Raw genomic sequence first — 16,008 nt, 5'->3', positions numbered from 1 at the left:
TGCGGTTGGACTGCTCGTCGGAGTTGGCCATCGAGGAGTTCGAGGCGTTCACCACCAGTTGCGCCACATCGTGCAGTTGGCGAGCGGTGCCGGCGACCTCGCGGATCGATTCGTGGATACGCTCGACGAAGCGGTTGAAGGCATTGGCCAACGTACCGAATTCATCGTTGCTGGTGACCTTCAGGCGCTTGGTCAGGTCGCCTTCGCCCTGGGCGATGTCCTGCATGGCGCGGCCCATGTCGGTGAGCGGTTGCATCAGTACGCGGATCAGCATGCCGAGGAGAAGCATGATGCCGACCACCGCGATTAGCGTGGCGACGATCGCCGAAGTGCGGAATTCGCTGAGCATCGAATAGGCGGTGTCGCGGTCGAGGACCAGGGCGACGTACCAGGTCACGCCGGGCAGTCCCTTCACCGGGGTGAAGGAAACGAACTGGCTGCGACCGTCGAGTTCCACCTCGTGGACCCCGGGGACGATGTTCGGTGCGCCTTTGGGATAGGCTTCGGCGAGGGTCTTCAGGACCAGCCCGGAGTCGGGGTGGAGGAGGATCTTGCCGGCGTCGCTGACCAGGAAGGCGTAGCCGGCACCGTCGAACTTCAGGGAATTGAGGATCGCGGTCAGGGTCTCCAGCTTCATGTCGCCGGCGGCGACGCCCAGCAGTTGACCGGCGTGCCGCACCGGCAGCGACATGGCGAGGATCTGCTCGCCGGTGCCGGCATCGACGAAAGGTTCGGTGACGATCAGCCGGTCGGCCGCCAGCGCGTCCTTGTACCAGGCGCGGGTACGTGGGTCGTAACCTTCCGGCATGGCGTCGTAGGGGCGCATGGTGAAGGTGCCGCTGGCCGCCTCGCCAAGATAGACCGACGCGAAATTGCGGCTGAAGACGGGCTGTTCCAGTTGCCTTGCGATATTCGCCTCGTCGGGCTGGTCGAGCAGCGCCAGTTGCGAGGCCAGGCCTTCCACCAGGTGCATGCGGCCTTCCAGCCAGCTCTGGATGTTGCTGGCGGTCAGGGTGCCGATTTCCCCGAGGTAGTTTTCCGTGTCCGTGCGCACGGCCTCGCGCTGTCGGTAATCGTTGTAGAGGATGAAGCAGCTGAAGGCGAAAACTACCACCAGCGCGGCGGCGAGAAGGATTTTCTTGGCAAACGACAGCGAGCGAAGCATGAGCGATGCGTCCTGGCAAAAGCCTCAAGAAGGGCGGGGAGCCCAGGCCACCAGGTAGGGAGCTTGCGGGGGAAAGCCATGATCCAGCGCCTGAACGGCAGGCTTTGTAGCACAGTGCCATTACAAAGGCAAAATAGTGGCGCCATGAAAATGGCGCCACTATGGGAAGCGACCGGGAAAGCGCTCGCGTCAGTTCGCTGTCGGAGCCAGCCCGCCGACTTTTTCGCCGACTCCGTCGAAGAAGGCTTTCAGCCCGCCGACGATACCACTGTCCGTGGGACTCAATACGGCAATCAGAGCCACCGCGATCAAACCTGCGATAACCGCGTATTCGATGGCATTTGCCCCTTCTTCGTCCGCCAGGAATGCGCGAAGTTTGCAATACACGAGCAGAGTCAGGTTCTTCATTCTTGTTTGCTCCTCGAACGCGGCAATCACCGAGACAGAGCCCTGCCTCCACGCTGAGGCTAGGCCGATGATGGCGTTTTGCAACAACTAAATGGCATTAGTAGGAGTGGATTAGTCGCAAGGTTATATGGCGAGTTACAAGGCTTGGACTACATCTAATGACAAATTGACATTGATTATCCCAAGTCTAGATTCAGGCCTATCGCCGCATGGTCGAAGTTATGAACTTTGGTTCTTGAATAACGACTGTCTCCAGTCGATAACCCAATGTACCTGCCATGGAAAGCCAGTCCCGGAGTATGGCCATGACACGGACAGCAAGACGCCACTTTTTCTTTTTCGTTCATCGGCGATCGCCGGTGATTTTCCGTTCATCGACCTGTCCGGACGCATAGCAGGGGTCTGCCCATGAATAGCAAGGTGCTGATGGCCCTGGCCGGCCTGCTGCTGCTCGGTGCGGTGTTGCTCGGATACCTCGGCGTATCCATCGGCCGCGCGCCATCGAACGCGCACGCTCCATCCGTGGCGCCGGCTTCGGCGACGGTGGACGCTTCGCTGGAAAAGCTCGAACGCAAGCCGGTGCTGGTGGCCAGTCGCGATCTCCCGGCGCTGGCGGTGATCGGCAAGGACGACCTGAGCGTCGAGCTGTTGCGGACCGCACCGGTCGGTAGCTACGACAGGCCCGAGGCGTTGCTCGGCAAGCGGGTCTGGGTCGCGGTGCCGGCCGGCAGCATTCTTTCCGCCGCGACCCTCGAACCCGGCGGTCCGCTGGCCCGGACCATCCGTCCGGACGAGCGGGCGATGGCGATCGCTGTGGACGAAGTGGTCGGCGGCGGCGGCTTCGTCCTGCCCGGCGACTATGTCGACGTGATGCTCTTCGTGCGTGACGAGCGGGACGGCGAATCGACCCCGCTGGCGCAACTGGTGTTGCCCGGCGTCCGGGTACTGACCTACGGCGAGCGGATCGCCGTGGGCAGCGATGGACAGGACCGCTCGAACCAGGAAAAGGACCCGCGTCCGCCGCGTACCGCGGTGCTGGCGGTACCGGAGGACGGCGTGGCGCGGCTGATGCTGGCGAGCCAGGCCGGTTCGCTGCGCCTGGCCATCCGCAGCAAGGACGAAGAACTCTACCGCAGGGAGCAGGAAGGCGCGCTGCTGCAAGCGTCGCTGGGCGCGCCGAGCGCGGCGCTGAGTCTCGACCAACTGCTGGAGCGCCGCAAACCGACGGCGCCGAGCGTGCGCAGCGCGGCTCCGCGCGTGCCGGTGGCCAACGGGGTCACGGTCTACCGTGGCAGCGCCATGACCCATGAAGTGCCTTGAGGGGAGCCGGCATATGCATCGGAGCACCGGGATAGGCGTGTCGCGCTGGCTGGGAGGGCTGCTGGGGGTGGCGTTGGCGCTGCCGGCACTGGCTTTGCCGCAGGGCTGCATCGAGTTGCTGGCGCAGGCGCCGCGGGTCGACGTCGTCCAGGGACAACAGCGTGACCTGCGCCTGGCGGTGCCGATCGAACGGCTGGCCATCGGCGATTCGAAGATCGCCGACGTACAGTTGCTGGATCGTCGCGGCTTCCTGGTCACCGGTAAGGAACAGGGCTCCACCAGCCTGCTGATCTGGACCGGCTGCAGTCCCGAGCCGTTGCGCAGCCTGGTGGAGGTCGAGGGACGCGGTAGCGTCGATACCCGCGGTGCTCCAGCGTTCACCGTCGGCGCCGCAGAGGAGCTGCCGAACCAGGTGCAGACCGATATCCGCTTCGTCGAGGTCAGCCGCAGCAAGCTGAAGCAGGCCAGCACCTCGTTCGTCCGCCGCGGCGGCAACCTCTGGGTGCTCGGTGCGCCGGGCAGCCTCGGCGACATCAAGGTCAATGCCGACGGCAGCGGCCTGGGCGGCACCTTCGGCACCGGCAGCTCGGGATTCAACCTGATCTTCGGCGGCGGCAAGTGGTTGAGCTTCATGAATGCCCTGGAGGGCAGCGGCTTCGCCTATACCCTGGCGCGCCCGAGCCTGGTGGCGATGAGCGGGCAGAGCGCGTCGTTCCTCGCCGGCGGCGAGTTTCCGATCCCGGTGCCGAACGGCACCAACGACAACGTCACCATCGAATACAAGGAGTTCGGCATCCGCCTGACCCTCACCCCGACGGTGATGAACAACCGCCGCATCGCTCTCAAGGTGGCGCCGGAGGTCAGCGAACTGGACTACAGCGCCGGCATCCAGAGCGGCGGGGTGGCGGTGCCGGCACTGCGCGTCCGGCGCACCGACACCAGCGTGATGCTGGCCGACGGCGAGAGCTTCGTGATCAGCGGGCTGACCAGCAGCAACTCGGTGAGCAACGTCGACAAGTTTCCCTGGCTGGGCGACATCCCGATCCTCGGTGCGTTCTTCCGCTCGACCAAGCTGGACAAGGACGACCGCGAGCTGCTGATGATCGTCACCCCGCACCTGGTCCAGCCGCTGGCCGCCGACGCACAGTTGCCGGACCTGCCCGGCGAGGGCCTGCGGCACTACGATCCGGGGTTCTCGCGCCTGTACTTCCTCGAGCGCGGCGAGTACGACGGCCAGCAGAACGACACCGGTCTGTCGGATTAGGAGGCGCGCATGAACCAGAACTTCGTGGCGCTGACCCAGCATCCCGGCGAACTCGACTGGTTGCAGAACAGCCTGGCGTCCGCCGGCCAGGTGGTTCCGGCAGGCAGCGCCAGCCTGGAGGAGCTGCTGGCGCTGCTCGACGTCACCGCCGCCGGGGTGCTGTTCATCAGCCTCGGCAAAAGCAACCTGGTGTCCCAGGGCGCGCTGGTCGAGGGATTGGTATCGGCGCGGCCGATGCTCTCGGTGGTGGCCATCGGCGACGGCCTGGACAACCAGTTGGTGCTAGCGGCGATGCGCGCCGGCGCGCGCGACTTCATCACCTACGGCGCCCGCGCCAGCGAGCTGACCGGGCTGATCCGGCGCCTCGGCGGACGCCTGCCCAGCGTGCCGGTGAGCGCGGCGCGCCAGGGCGAGCTGCTGACCCTGGTCAGCGCCCGACCGGACGCCGACGGCGCCTTCGTCGCCTTGCACCTGGCCAAGGCGTTGCAGGAGCAGACGCCGAACCAGGTCCTGCTGCTGGACGTCGGCCAGCCCACCGGCGAGGCGCTGGCGATCCTCGGCCTGGACTCGGCCTTCACCTTCAGCGATGCCTTGCGCAACCTGCGGCGCCTCGACCAGACCCTGATCGACAGCGCCTTCACCCGCCTCGACAGCGGCCTGCGGATACTCAGCCTGACCGACGAGCCCGGCGTGCTGGAGCGAGTCACCACCGCCGAACTCTATCTGTTGCTGGGCAACCTGCGCGGGGCGTTCAGCCATGTGGTGGTCAACCTCACCGGGCTGCCCGAGGGCGAGCTGAGCAACCAGTTGCTGGTGCAGGCCAACCGCGTGCTGTGGATGGTCGACCAGAGCGTGCCGTCCTGCAAGAAGGGCCTGGAGCGCCTGCGCCGCCTGCGCGAGCGCAACCTGCCGTTGCCCTCCATCGAGTTGCTGATCGAGCGCTACCTGCCCAATGTGGCGCCGGACCAGCAGGCCCTAAGCCGGATGTTCGACCTCGATCTGTTCGGTGTCCTGCCGTTGTCCCCGGAATCGCGCCTGCGCGCGAAGAACCTCGGCAAGAGCCTGTTCGAGGTGGCGCCGCGCGACCCATTGGCGGCCAAGCTGCGGCAACTGGCGGACAGCCTGTGCGTGACACGCGGCGAGCGCCGTTCGCTGCTGTCCTGGCTCGGCCGGGCCAAGGCGGCGCTGCTATGAGCACGGGATTCGGCGCGCGTCCTGACGGCGGTGCCTTCCACTCCCGCCAGGAGCAGGACATCCAGGCGCTGAAGCTGCGCCTGCACCGCTACATCATCGACGAGATCGACGAAGACGGCATGAACCTGCTGGAGGGCGCGCGCTCCGCCGTGGTCCAGTACGTCTCGGAAAAGGTCTGCGAATACGGCTCGCGCCATCAACTGGCGATCTCCCGCTACGAACTGGACCGCCTGGCCGAAGAGGTGGTCGACGAACTCACCGGCTTCGGCCCGCTGGAGATCCTCCTGCGCGATCCCGGCGTCTCGGAAATCCTCGTCAACGGGCCGGGCCGGGTGTTCGTCGAGCGGGAAGGGCGGCTCTACCAGAGCGACCTGCGCTTCATCGACGACCACCATGTGCTGCGGGTGATCCAGCGTATCCTCGCGCCCCTCGGCCGACGCCTGGACGAGTCCAGCCCGATGGTCGACGCGCGCCTGCCGGACGGCAGCCGGGTCAACGCGATCATTCCCCCGGTGGCGCTGGACGGGCCGTGCATCTCGATCCGCAAGTTCAGCCAGGAGCTGCTGCGCAGTGCCGACCTGCTGGCCTACCAGAGCGTCGACGAAGCCTTGCTCGAGTTCCTCCGCCAGGCGGTCTCGCGCCGCTGCAACATCCTCATCAGTGGCGGCACCGGCACCGGCAAGACCACCTTGCTCAACGTCATCAGCGGCTTCATCGACGAACGCGAGCGGATCGTCACCATCGAGGACACCGCCGAGCTGCAACTCGGCCACGACCACGTGGTGCGTCTGGAGACCCGTCCGCCGAACGCCGAGGGCTACGGCGAGGTGACCGCCCGCGACCTGATCCGCAACGCCCTGCGGATGCGCCCGGACCGGATCATCCTCGGCGAGATCCGCGGCGTCGAGGTGCTCGACGTGCTGCAGGCGATGAACACCGGCCACGACGGCTCGATGAGCACGGTGCACGCCAACTCGGCGATGGATTCGCTGCTGCGCATGGAGATGCTGGTCGGCCTGACCGGTAACAGGCTGCCGGAGCAGACCTTGCGCCTGATGATCTGCGCCGCGCTGGACGTGGTGGTGCAGATCACCCGCCTGGCCAGCGGTCGGCGTTGCATCAGCGAAGTGCTGGAGGTGCTGGAGGTGCGCGACGGTGTGTACGTCACCAATACGCTGTTCAGTCTCGACCGGCGCGGTAGCGGGCAGTTCGTCCGCCAGGCCGCGCCGGTCGGGCAGAAATTCCGCCAGGCGCTGCTGTGAACGGCGCGCAACTGCTGGTGCTGTTCAGCGGCGTGCTGGCTTTCGCCGCGCTGGCCCTGGCGTTCATGGGCTGGCGCGCCGGGCGCAACGAACTGGTGGTTGAACGGCTGCTGGGACGCCAGGAGGCGGTCGCGGTGCGGCCGCGCAGCAGTCACTGGCTGGCTCGCCAGATGCGTCGCGCCGGTATCCAGCGCCCGCGTCCGTGGTTGTTCGGGGCGGCAGTGCTTGCGCTGCTGCTGGTCTGGAGCGGATTACGCCTGTTCGGCATCGTCGGCGCGCTAGGCGGCCTGCTACTGGCGGCGCTGTCCTGCCGCGTCGCCCTGGGCATGCTCTACCAGCGCCGCCTGAAGCGAATGATCCGGCAGATGCCGCGTTTCCTCGACCAGGTAGTGCGCAGCCTGCACGCCGGGCGCACGCTGGGCGACGCGCTAATGCAGGCAGTGGAGAATGCCGAGGAGCCGCTGCGCGACATCTTCACCCTGGCGCGCAACCACGTGCTTCTCGGCATCCACCTGCCGGAGGCGTTGCAGGAAGTCGCCGAACTCTACGAGGTTGAGGAGCTGCGCATCCTCGCCCTGGGCGTCTCGGTCAACCACCGTTATGGCGGCAATACCAGCGACCTGCTGGACAGCATCGTCAAGCTCATCCACGAGCGCGAGAAGCTCAGCCGGCAGTTGCACGCGATGACCGGCGAGACACGGATCAGCGCCTATGTCCTGGCCGGCGTGCCGAGCGCCCTGGGCGGCTACATCCTGGCGAGCAACCCGGGCTATCTGCTGAACATGTGGGCCGACGGCACCGGGCGTTTCCTGCTCCTGGCCTCGCTCGGGCTGCAACTGCTCGGCTGCTATGCGCTGTGGCGCATGCTCAAGAGCGTCTAGGAGGTGGCCATGCAGGCACAGTGGCTGATTTTCGCGGCGCTCCTGATGGCGGTCGGCGGTGCCTTGTTGCTGTTGCTCCAGGCGCGCAACGGCAGCCGCGAGCAGCGCCTGATCGAGAGGCGCCTGGGAGCGCTGGCCAACCCTGGCGGCTCGACCAGGTGGCTGGCCGGCATGACCGAGCGGATGGACGACAGCTTCTGGGTGCGGCGCCTGCAACTGATGGACAGCGAGGCCCGCCAGTTGCTGCAACAGGCCGGCTGGCACGAGAGTCGCTACCGGACCCTGTACCTGATCTCGGTGTTCCTCACGCCGCTGCTGTTCGTTCTCCTGGTCTTGCTGGTCAAGCTGCTGCGCGCCGAGAGCGAGGCGTCCTACGCGGTGCCGCTGCTGTTCGCCGCCGGCATCGGTTTCCTCCTGCCCAAGCAGGTGCTCAAGCACTTCGCCAAGGCGCGCCGGGCGCTGATCGCCGACGAGATGATCCTGTTCGTGCAACTGATCCGCATCCTCTTCGACGCCGGCCTGACCGTGGAGCAGACGCTGCGCGTGGTCTGCCTGGAAGGCCGCGGGATCACCCCGCAACTGGCCCGCGAGCTGGACCTGGCGCTGACCCGTGCCGACAACGGCATCGACCTGGCGGAAGAGCTGGAGGCGCTTGCCCGGCGCCTGCAGGTGGACCCGCTGAACGACTGCTGCGGCGTGCTACGGCAGATGTTGCGCCAGGGCGGCAGTGCGCGCAGCACCCTGCTGACGCTCAAGCAACTGTTCGAAGACCGGCGCCTGACCACCTTGCAGGAACGCATCGGCAAGCTGTCGGCGAAGATGAGCCTGGTGATGATGGTGCTGCTGTTCCCGGCGCTGCTGATCGTCCTCGCCGGTCCGGGCGTCATTGCCATCACCAAGGCCTTGGGAGGACTGGGATGAAAGCACTGATCGGCATCGGCCTGTGCGCCGCCCTGCTCGGCGGTTGCGCCGCGCTGCCGGGGCGGGACGGCCCACGGGAGTGTTCGCAGCAGCTCGGCCAGGAGCAGGAACTGCAGATGAACATGGTCCGCGACATGATCCGCGAGGGCCGCCTGCATGCGGCCCTGGCCAACCTGGAAAGCATGCCGCCGGGGTTGCTCGACGTGCGCGAGGAAAGGGCGCTGATCCTGCGCCGGATCGGCGACCCGCGGGCCAGGGCCGAGTACCAGGCCCTGCTGGACACCTGCAAGGCACCCGAGGCGCACCACGGCCTCGGCCTGCTCGCCCTGCGCAATGGCGACAGCGCCCGGGCGGTCCTCGAGCTGCGCGAGGCGGCGCGCCTGCGGCCGACCGAGAGCCGCTTCCGCAACGACCTGGGGGTTGCCCTGCTCAAGCGCGGCGACCGTGTCGGCGCGCGCTTCGAATTCATCACTGCGCTGGAGTTGCAGCAGGGTGGCAAGCTGCCGGCGACCAACCTGCTCGGCCTGCTGTACCTGCAAGGCGACCGGGAAGATGCGCAGCGCCTGATCGAGCGTTTGCAGCTGGATGCCCGGGACATCCGCGCGGCCGAGGCGCGGGCGCGCAGCTGGGGTGCCGTACCGACACCCGGCGCGGCGCCGGCAAGCGACGACCCGCTGGCGGAACTGCCGGCGGAGGCGAATATGCATACCGCGATGGCCAACGAGGCGCCCTGAGCCGGCGCCGGAGAGGTGAACCATGCACGAGCGAATCCTGTTCGGCGTCTTGCTGCTCCTGTCCGGCACGGCCTGGGCCGCGGACACGCCGGCGGTCCGTCCTGCCGCGCCAGCGACGGCCGAACCGCAGACCGCCACCCGCGCCTGGCTGGCCATCCAGGCGAGCGGCCGGGCCGCCAGCCCGGTTCGGCAAAGCGCGACCGCCGCCGAGCGCCAGCGTGCCTACCAGCGCTACCTGAAAAGCTATGAGCACGAGATTCCCGAGTACCTGCTGGAAGATCGCGGCTTCGGCGAGAGCAAGAACTGACGGTTCCTGGCGGAGGGGCAGGGCATGAACGGATGGCCTGCAAGACAGCGCGGGGCGATCGGCATCCTGGCGGCGACCACCCTGCTGCTGGCCTTGATCTGCCTGTTGCTGGTGGTGGATACCGGGCGGCTCTACCTGGAGCAGCGCAACCTGCAGCGAGTGGCGGACGTGGCGGCGCTGGAGAGTGCCTCCCAGGGAGCCTTGTGCGGCGACCAGAGTTCTGCCCAGGCGACGTCTTTCGCCAAGGCCAGCGCGATGCTCAACGGGTTCGATGCGGACGCCGCCGGCTCCAGCCTGTCGGCGGAAGTCGGCGGCGTGCTGAGTGCCGGCGGCCTGCGCAGTTTCATAGCCAGCGCGTCGAACGCGGCTGCCGCCAACGAGGCGGTGCATGTCGAGGTGACCAAGAGCGTTCCCGGCAGCCTGGTCGCCAACCTCGGGGGACTGTTCGGCGGCGGCAATGCCAACGTCGATCTCCGCGCAGAGGCCGTGGCGCGACGCCTGCCGAACGCCACGATTTCCGCAGGCACGGGGCTGGCGAGCGTGAACAGTGGCCAATCGGCGTTGCTCAACCCCATCCTGAGCGGATTGCTGGGCACCCACATCGATCTCTCGGCGGCGGCCTACAACGGTATCGCCGACGCGAAGCTCAGTGTGCTGGACATTCTCGGCGCGGATGGAATGGGCTTGATCGGGGTCGATACCAGCCTGGGGACCATCGAACAGTTGTTGAATACCAACGTCGGCTTGCAGCAGGTACTCGCCGCCAGCGTGAACGTCCTGGCGAAGAACGGCGTAGCCTCGGTCGAGGCCCTGAGAGCGCAATTGGTGGGGGTAAAGTCGGCCACGTTGAAACTGGGAGACTTGCTGGGGCTGAGCGCCGGCGAGGTGAACAGCATGTCGCAGCTGGATACGGCGATCAATGCGCTGGATCTCATCATGGCGGTTGCCCAGGTCGCCAACAAGAATTCCGCGGTCGCCGTGAACCTGGGTATCCCTGGATTGGCCAATGCACGGCTCACGGTCGTAGAGCCGAAGAGGATCGTCTCCGGGCCGCCAGGGCAGGATGAGAGCGGTGCCTGGCGCACGGAGGTGCGCCAGTCCCAGGTACGACTTACGGCGGACATCGATTCCGGGTTCCTGTCCATTCTCGCCACCACGAAACTGCAACTGGCCATCGAAGGCGCGTCGGGAGCCGTCTGGCTGAAAAGCATGGCCTGTACCCGCCCGGATACCGCGTTGGACTTCGGTTGGAGAAGCAGCGGAGCGACGATAAAGATCGGCAGTCCGGCCAACATCGATCAGGTCGGCTCGATTCTGGTGCTTGGCGGCTTGGTGCGATTGGATCTCAAGCTCGATACCTCGATCGCCGGCAGCTCGGGCGATACGCGATTCAACGTGAAAGCCGACGGTTCCGATCTCGTCCAGAGCCGCAGGTTGCCGGAAAGCGGCTTTCTCGCCAGTACCCTGAAAACCAGCATCAACGTCAATCCCGTGGTGCTCGGACTGTGCTTGCCTTTGCTGTGCGGCTCGACGGCGCTCACCGACCTCATCGTGAATTCCGTGGTGGCACCTCTGGTCGATGGGCTGCTGACGCCGATCCTGAATCTGGTCCTGCCCTTGCTGGGGGTACAACTTGGATACATCGACGCGGAGATTCTGAAGGTCGATGTCGGCAGGGCGGAACTGCTGATCTAGCAGGTCCGCCGGGCCATCGCGCCTGTCAGTGCACCACCGCTCCGCTGCCCTGCTGCATCGCCGCAGGCGACAGGGCCAGCGCCAGCTGTGTGCGGTTGTGCATATGCATCAGGCGCAGCACCTGGGAGACGTACAGCTTCACCGTGTTCTCGGTGATGCCCAGTTCGTAGGCGATCTGGTAGTTGGTCAGGCCCTTGCTCACCAGCCGCGCCACCGCCTGCTGGCGGGGCGACAGCTTGCCGAACAGCGGATTGCTCGGGGACACCTGGCTTTCCGCGACCGACGCCGGCGGCGCGGACGGCTGGCTGTCTTCGCTCTTGAGGGCACTCGGCTGGCTGTTGCCGTGTACCTCGTACTTGATCTTGTGGATGTCGCGGTAGATCGAGTTCAGCGATTCGGCGAGGTATTCCAGGCGCTGGTTGACGTGGCTCAGGCTCAACTGGCTGCGGACGCGCTCGTGCAGGCGGTTCTCCAGGCGTTCGAGGCCATGCAGCAGTTCCTGCGGCGCCACCGGTTTCTGGTAGTAGTCGGCGGCGCCGACCCGCATGGCCTCGATCACTTCCTGGCGGCCATCGTGACCGGTGAGGATGATCGATTCGAAGAACCTGCCGTTGCCGGCGACTTCCTTGAGGCTCTCGATCAGGCGGATACCGTTGTCTTGCCCCAGGTAGAGGTCGCAGATGACCAGGCCGATGTTCGGGTCGGCCTGGAAGCTGGCGATCGCCGACTCCCGGTGGGTGCTGGTTACGCAACGGTAGCCACTGTTTTCCAGCAGTTCGCGGAGTTCCGAGGTCACCTGGGGTTCATCATCGATGATCAAGACGCTGAAATGCCGCGAGGCCGGTTTGTCCATGGTCATACGCTCCATTTGCTTATTTTGTTTTTAACAGGGGACGTGCATTGGAATGCAGCCATACCGAATGGTATTAGCCATAAGCATATAGTCGCTAAGTGAGGTCTTCCGCAAGTTTACTCAGATAATTTTACTGATAATCAGATGTGCCAAAAGGCCGGCGCTCATGGCGAATATAAAAGGGAATGACTTGTTTTTTGACGGTGCCCTTCGAAGGCGAACTTCTTCATTCATTGCGGACTTTTCTACCGAACGTTTGAATAACTTTACGAGGATGAATAGCGCGATGCACAGCAGGCAGCCGAAGGCCAGGCTATAGAGCACCGTAAGTGGGTCGCTGGCCAGCCCCAGTGCGGCCAGGTACTTGACGTCGGCAGCGCCGAGCCTGCCGAGAAGGTAGCCGGGAAGGCTGAGGCAGACGCCTATAAAAAGTGCGGTCATTGCCATATTAACCGTAGCACCGGTCAGGCTTGACTCTTTCACATATAAATAAACAAAGGAAATAAGAAATCCGCCCAGGATAAGCCAGTTGGAGACGCGCAAACGTTTGATGTCCTGATATCCGCAAACGCTTGCCCACAAGGCCAGTGCTAATTGCTCCATCCTGTTCTTCAGCCTTTTTTCGACATCTGGATTAATACCTTTTCAGTAACGTTGGCGGAGCGAATGACGACTAGTATTAAGGATGCGGATCGGGGATGTCAGCTCATGCTCGGAAAAGCTTCCCGGCGACGCCAGCACGGCGCCGTCGCCATCGAATTCACAGCGATCTTCCTGCTGTTTTTCGCGCTGGTCTACGGTCTGATCAGCTACAGCATTCCTTTGCTCATGTTGCAGTCGTTCAACGATGCCGCTGCCGTGGGGGCCCGTGCGGCGATCGCTGTCGATCCCTCCGATGCGGGCTACGAGAGCCTCGCCGAAGCCCGTGCCAGGGACGAGTTGCTCGCGCGCCTGGACTGGATGCCGGCGGCCTGGCGGGCGAACCTCCAGCCCTGTGCCGGCAATGGCCAGTACGCCGACTACGTCAGCGCCACGTCGCGGATCGAGGTCTGCGTGCAGTACCCGTACGGCGATCCGGGCAAGGCGATCATCCCCGTGCTGAGCTTCCCCGGCATCGGCGCGATTCCCAACCTGCCGCAGACGCTGAAGGCGAGTGCCAACCTGTTGCTGTGAGGTGGTCGCATGTTCGAATTTTCCCGCTCGTCGTCCGCCGAGGCCGAGAGGCCGGAACCCTTTTCGCAGGAAGGCCCCGCCCTCTGGAGCGCTTCGCTGAGGAGTTGGGACCTGTGTTTCGAGATGGACGAACAGGACCGCGTGATCCGGGTCGGCGGGCGGCAGGCGTATCGTCTGCAGTGCGCCCATGGGCTTGGCGAACAGCCGCGGCCTTTCGCCGAGTATCTGGAGCGGCGCGCCCCCGGTGCGCCGACGCTGGCCGGCCTGCGCCGGGGCGAGCGTCTCGACCTGACGCTGCGCAGCGATGCCGCCGCGCCATTGACCTGTCGTTTCCAGCCGATGCAGCCGCTCGACGGCCTGGGACGCTCGCTGCTGCTGGGCATGGACATCTCCGACCTCAACTGGCAGTCCGACAACCAGCAGCACCAGTTGCAGAGCCTGAGCCTGGGCAAGCTGATCCTTTCGCGTCTGCGCCATGTCTCCCACGGACACCTGGCGGAGGCGGTCCAGGAGATTCTCGAATCGCTCTCCGGCGCGTTCCAGATGCAGGCTATCGCCCTGCTGCTGGGCGACGGCAAGGGTTTCTGCACGGTCTTCGCCAGTCATGTGCGGCCTGGCAGCGACAGTTTGCTGCGACCGACCCTGCAACTCGCCGACGACGACCTGCGTGAAGGGGCGGGCGCGCGCTTGCTACGCCGTGGCGAAGGCGCCTCGACGCTGCTCCGGCAGATTGGCGAGGACGCGCTCTACCTGGTGCCGGCGACGATGCGCGGTGGCCGCCTGGGGGCGTTGCTGGTCCGGCCGATGTCGCTGGAGCAGCTCGCCCAGGGGCCCGCGCCGCAGGACTGGCAATACCTCGCGGAACTGCTGGCGAACCAGGTGGCGGACCGCTGCGAACTCCACGAGCAGCACGACAGTTCGCGCAAGCTGGGGCTGTTGCAGGAGATGATCGGCGGCGGCTGGTGGCGTTACTGGGCGGAGCAGGAACTCTTCGAACTGGCGCCGGCCTTGCACGATAGCCTGGGGTTGACCGGCGAGTATCGTCGGGTGCCGCTGGAACACCTGCAGGGCCTGCTGCAACCGGCGGACGCCGACGAGCTCGGCCTGCGCCTGCGTGCCAGCCTGCGCAGCGGCCAGGCGCTGGCCCAGGACCTTTGCCTGCGTCAGCCGGATAGCCGCGGCGAGCGCCGCTGGCTGCGCATCGAGGGCCGGCCGCTGGGACGCGGCAGTGCCCTGGGGCTGTCCGGCGTGCTACTCGACATCAGCGAAGGCCGGCGCCAGGAGGAACGGGCACAGGCGGCCCACGCGCGGTTGCGCAGCCTGATCGACAGTGCGCCGGTGGTGATCTATGTCCAGCGGGTCGAGCAGGGGCACCTGGTGCCGGAGTTCTACAGCGAAAGCGCGAGCAACCTGCTCGGCCTCGACCTGCAGGGACAGAGTTGGCAGGCGCTCGCCGAGCGGGTGCATCCGGATGATCTGGAGGCCTTTTTCGCCCGCGGCCGCGAGCTGCTTCGCGAAGGCCGGGTGAAGACCCGCTATCGCCTCGCCGATGGCCAGGGCAACTGGCACTGGCTCTACGACGAAGCCAAGCTGCTGCGCGATGCCCAGGGCCTGCCCAGCGAGGCGGTGGGCCTGTGGCTGGACGTGACCGAGCAGCACCTGGCGGCACAGCGTATCGCCGAGAGCGAGGAACGCTACCGGGTCCTGGTGGAGGATTCGCCGGCGCTGATCTGTCGCTATACCGCCGACCTGGTGCTGACCTACGTGAACCGGACCTTCGCCGATAGCCTCGCGACCAGCCCGGAGCGCCTGGTCGGTCGCCGGCTCGACGAGTGGCTGGCGGCGGAAGACGCCAGCGCCTTGCGCGCGCGTCTGCTGGGTTCGCCGCGGGAGGGCGCCAGCGAGGTGCCGGAACTGCGCTTCAACCTGCCGGGGCAACGTTTTCTCTGGCTGGTGTGGGCCGAGCGACCGTTGTTCGACGCCCGGGGCGAATTGTGCGAGGTACAGGCGGTGGGACGCGACAACACGCCGGTGCGTCGGGCCCAGCAGCAACTGGCGCAAGGCGCCAAGATGGCCAGCCTGGGGGAGATGGTCAGCGGCCTCGCCCACGAGGTGAAGCAGCCGCTGCACGTGCTGCGCATGACCCTCTTCAACATGCGCCAGCGGATGAACAGCGTCGGCCTCGACGGCGACTACCTGGGCGAGAAACTGGAGCGCATGGATGCCCAGGTCCTGCGCGTCGACCGCCTGGTCAGCCACCTCGGCGTGTTCAGCCGCAAGTCGGCGCTGGAGGCGCTGCCGTTCGACCCCTATACCGCCTTCGAAGGCGCCCTGGGCCTGCTCGGCGAGGGGCTGCGTCAGCACGCCATCGAGGTGGAGTGCCCGGCGCCGACGCAGCGGATGGTGGTACGAGGGCAGGCGGACCAGCTGGAACAGGTGATCATCAACCTGCTCGCCAACGCCCGCGATGCCCTGCTCGGCAATCTTGGCCTGGCCAGCCGGCGCATTCGCCTGGAGCAGGTGGCCTGCCGCGAACCGGGCTGGGTCGAATTGCACGTGCACGACAACGGCGGCGGGATCGAACCGCTCCTGCTGGAGCGGATATTCGAACCCTTCTTCACCACCAAGGTGGAGGGCAAGGGTACCGGCCTGGGTCTCTCGGTCAGCCACGATCTGGTGCGCAACATGGGCGGTAGCCTGACGGCGGCCAACCAGGGGGAGGGCGCGTTGTTCGTGGTTCGCTTGCCGCTGGCGGCGCTGCCCGCCGAGGCGGGCGGATGACGTCGGTGGGAGCGCGGCAAAAAAAACGCCTGCGGACAAGCAGGCGTTTT

At 66.0% G+C, this 16,008-nt stretch carries 14 protein-coding genes and 1 pseudogene; 11 read left to right on the top strand and 4 right to left on the bottom strand.

Annotation, left to right across the window (positions count from 1 at the left end; translation table 11 throughout):
* Both pctC and flp read right to left on the bottom strand, forming a co-directional pair.
* Positions 1-1,165: pseudogene (pctC, locus tag HMPREF2716_RS00355) on the bottom strand (methyl-accepting chemotaxis protein PctC); the annotation flags it as partial.
* Positions 1,166-1,354: 189 nt separating this feature from the next.
* On the bottom strand, positions 1,355-1,573 hold the full coding sequence (gene flp / locus HMPREF2716_RS00350; RefSeq protein WP_003107380.1) for a type 4b pilus Flp major pilin: 219 nt from the start codon (positions 1,571-1,573) through the stop codon (positions 1,355-1,357).
* A 408-nt stretch (positions 1,574-1,981) separates the two neighbouring features.
* Here flp and rcpC point away from each other — a divergent pair, with 408 nt between their 5' ends.
* The 9 genes from rcpC to tadG are packed head-to-tail and all read left to right on the top strand — an operon-like array spanning position 1,982 to position 11,151.
* Positions 1,982-2,893 (top strand): type 4b pilus Flp biogenesis protein RcpC, encoded by a 912-nt coding sequence (rcpC, locus tag HMPREF2716_RS00345; protein WP_003107382.1) that lies wholly within the window; start codon positions 1,982-1,984, stop codon positions 2,891-2,893.
* 13 nt (positions 2,894-2,906) lie between these two features.
* The gene (gene rcpA / locus HMPREF2716_RS00340) at positions 2,907-4,157 is read left to right on the top strand and encodes a type 4b pilus Flp secretin RcpA (RefSeq protein ID WP_023086620.1); all 1,251 of its coding nucleotides are present in this window, start codon (positions 2,907-2,909) and stop codon (positions 4,155-4,157) included.
* Between the two features lie 9 nt (positions 4,158-4,166).
* Positions 4,167-5,351, top strand: coding sequence for a type 4b pilus Flp biogenesis protein TadZ (gene tadZ / locus HMPREF2716_RS00335; RefSeq protein ID WP_003093855.1), 1,185 nt, complete (start codon positions 4,167-4,169; stop codon positions 5,349-5,351).
* A complete protein-coding gene (tadA, locus tag HMPREF2716_RS00330) occupies positions 5,348-6,613 on the top strand; it encodes a type 4b pilus Flp biogenesis ATPase TadA (RefSeq protein WP_003103953.1) in 1,266 nt (421 codons plus the stop codon). The genes tadZ and tadA overlap by 4 nt, the downstream gene beginning before the upstream one ends.
* The gene (gene tadB / locus HMPREF2716_RS00325) at positions 6,610-7,494 is read left to right on the top strand and encodes a type 4b pilus Flp biogenesis protein TadB (protein WP_003093848.1); all 885 of its coding nucleotides are present in this window, start codon (positions 6,610-6,612) and stop codon (positions 7,492-7,494) included. The genes tadA and tadB overlap by 4 nt, the downstream gene beginning before the upstream one ends.
* Before the next feature lie 9 nt (positions 7,495-7,503).
* A complete protein-coding gene (gene tadC / locus HMPREF2716_RS00320; RefSeq protein WP_003103955.1) occupies positions 7,504-8,415 on the top strand; it encodes a type 4b pilus Flp biogenesis protein TadC in 912 nt (303 codons plus the stop codon).
* Positions 8,412-9,149 carry a type 4b pilus Flp biogenesis protein TadD gene (gene tadD / locus HMPREF2716_RS00315; protein WP_070621773.1) on the top strand — a complete coding sequence of 246 codons (738 nt, stop codon included), beginning with the start codon at positions 8,412-8,414 and terminating at the stop codon, positions 9,147-9,149. The genes tadC and tadD overlap by 4 nt, the downstream gene beginning before the upstream one ends.
* A gap of 22 nt (positions 9,150-9,171) precedes the next feature.
* Positions 9,172-9,456 (top strand): DUF3613 domain-containing protein, encoded by a 285-nt coding sequence (locus HMPREF2716_RS00310; protein ID WP_003114983.1) that lies wholly within the window; start codon positions 9,172-9,174, stop codon positions 9,454-9,456.
* Between the two features lie 24 nt (positions 9,457-9,480).
* Positions 9,481-11,151, top strand: coding sequence for a type 4b pilus Flp biogenesis protein TadG (tadG, locus tag HMPREF2716_RS00305; RefSeq protein ID WP_003123262.1), 1,671 nt, complete (start codon positions 9,481-9,483; stop codon positions 11,149-11,151).
* 25 nt (positions 11,152-11,176) lie between these two features.
* Here tadG and pprB read toward each other — a convergent pair whose 3' ends face one another.
* Both pprB and fppA read right to left on the bottom strand, forming a co-directional pair.
* Entirely contained in the window at positions 11,177-12,004 is an 828-nt protein-coding gene (gene pprB, locus HMPREF2716_RS00300; protein WP_003103959.1) for a two-component response regulator PprB, read from the bottom strand.
* A 120-nt stretch (positions 12,005-12,124) separates the two neighbouring features.
* Positions 12,125-12,607, bottom strand: coding sequence for a type 4b pilus Flp prepilin peptidase (gene fppA / locus HMPREF2716_RS00295; RefSeq protein WP_003110115.1), 483 nt, complete (start codon positions 12,605-12,607; stop codon positions 12,125-12,127).
* 63 nt (positions 12,608-12,670) lie between these two features.
* On the opposite strand from fppA, the gene HMPREF2716_RS00290 reads away from it, so the two are divergent.
* On the top strand, positions 12,671-13,177 hold the full coding sequence (locus tag HMPREF2716_RS00290) for a TadE/TadG family type IV pilus assembly protein (RefSeq protein WP_003120840.1): 507 nt from the start codon (positions 12,671-12,673) through the stop codon (positions 13,175-13,177).
* Between the two features lie 9 nt (positions 13,178-13,186).
* Complete coding sequence (gene pprA, locus HMPREF2716_RS00285) at positions 13,187-15,958, top strand: two-component system sensor histidine kinase PprA (protein ID WP_023122339.1); 2,772 nt, start codon at positions 13,187-13,189, stop codon at positions 15,956-15,958.
* Positions 15,959-16,008: the final 50 nt, after the last annotated feature.

This window comes from Pseudomonas sp. HMSC076A11 (assembly GCF_001810205.1).
Lineage (GTDB): Bacteria > Pseudomonadota > Gammaproteobacteria > Pseudomonadales > Pseudomonadaceae > Pseudomonas > Pseudomonas aeruginosa.
This window is presented reverse-complemented; position numbering and strand designations above follow the sequence as displayed.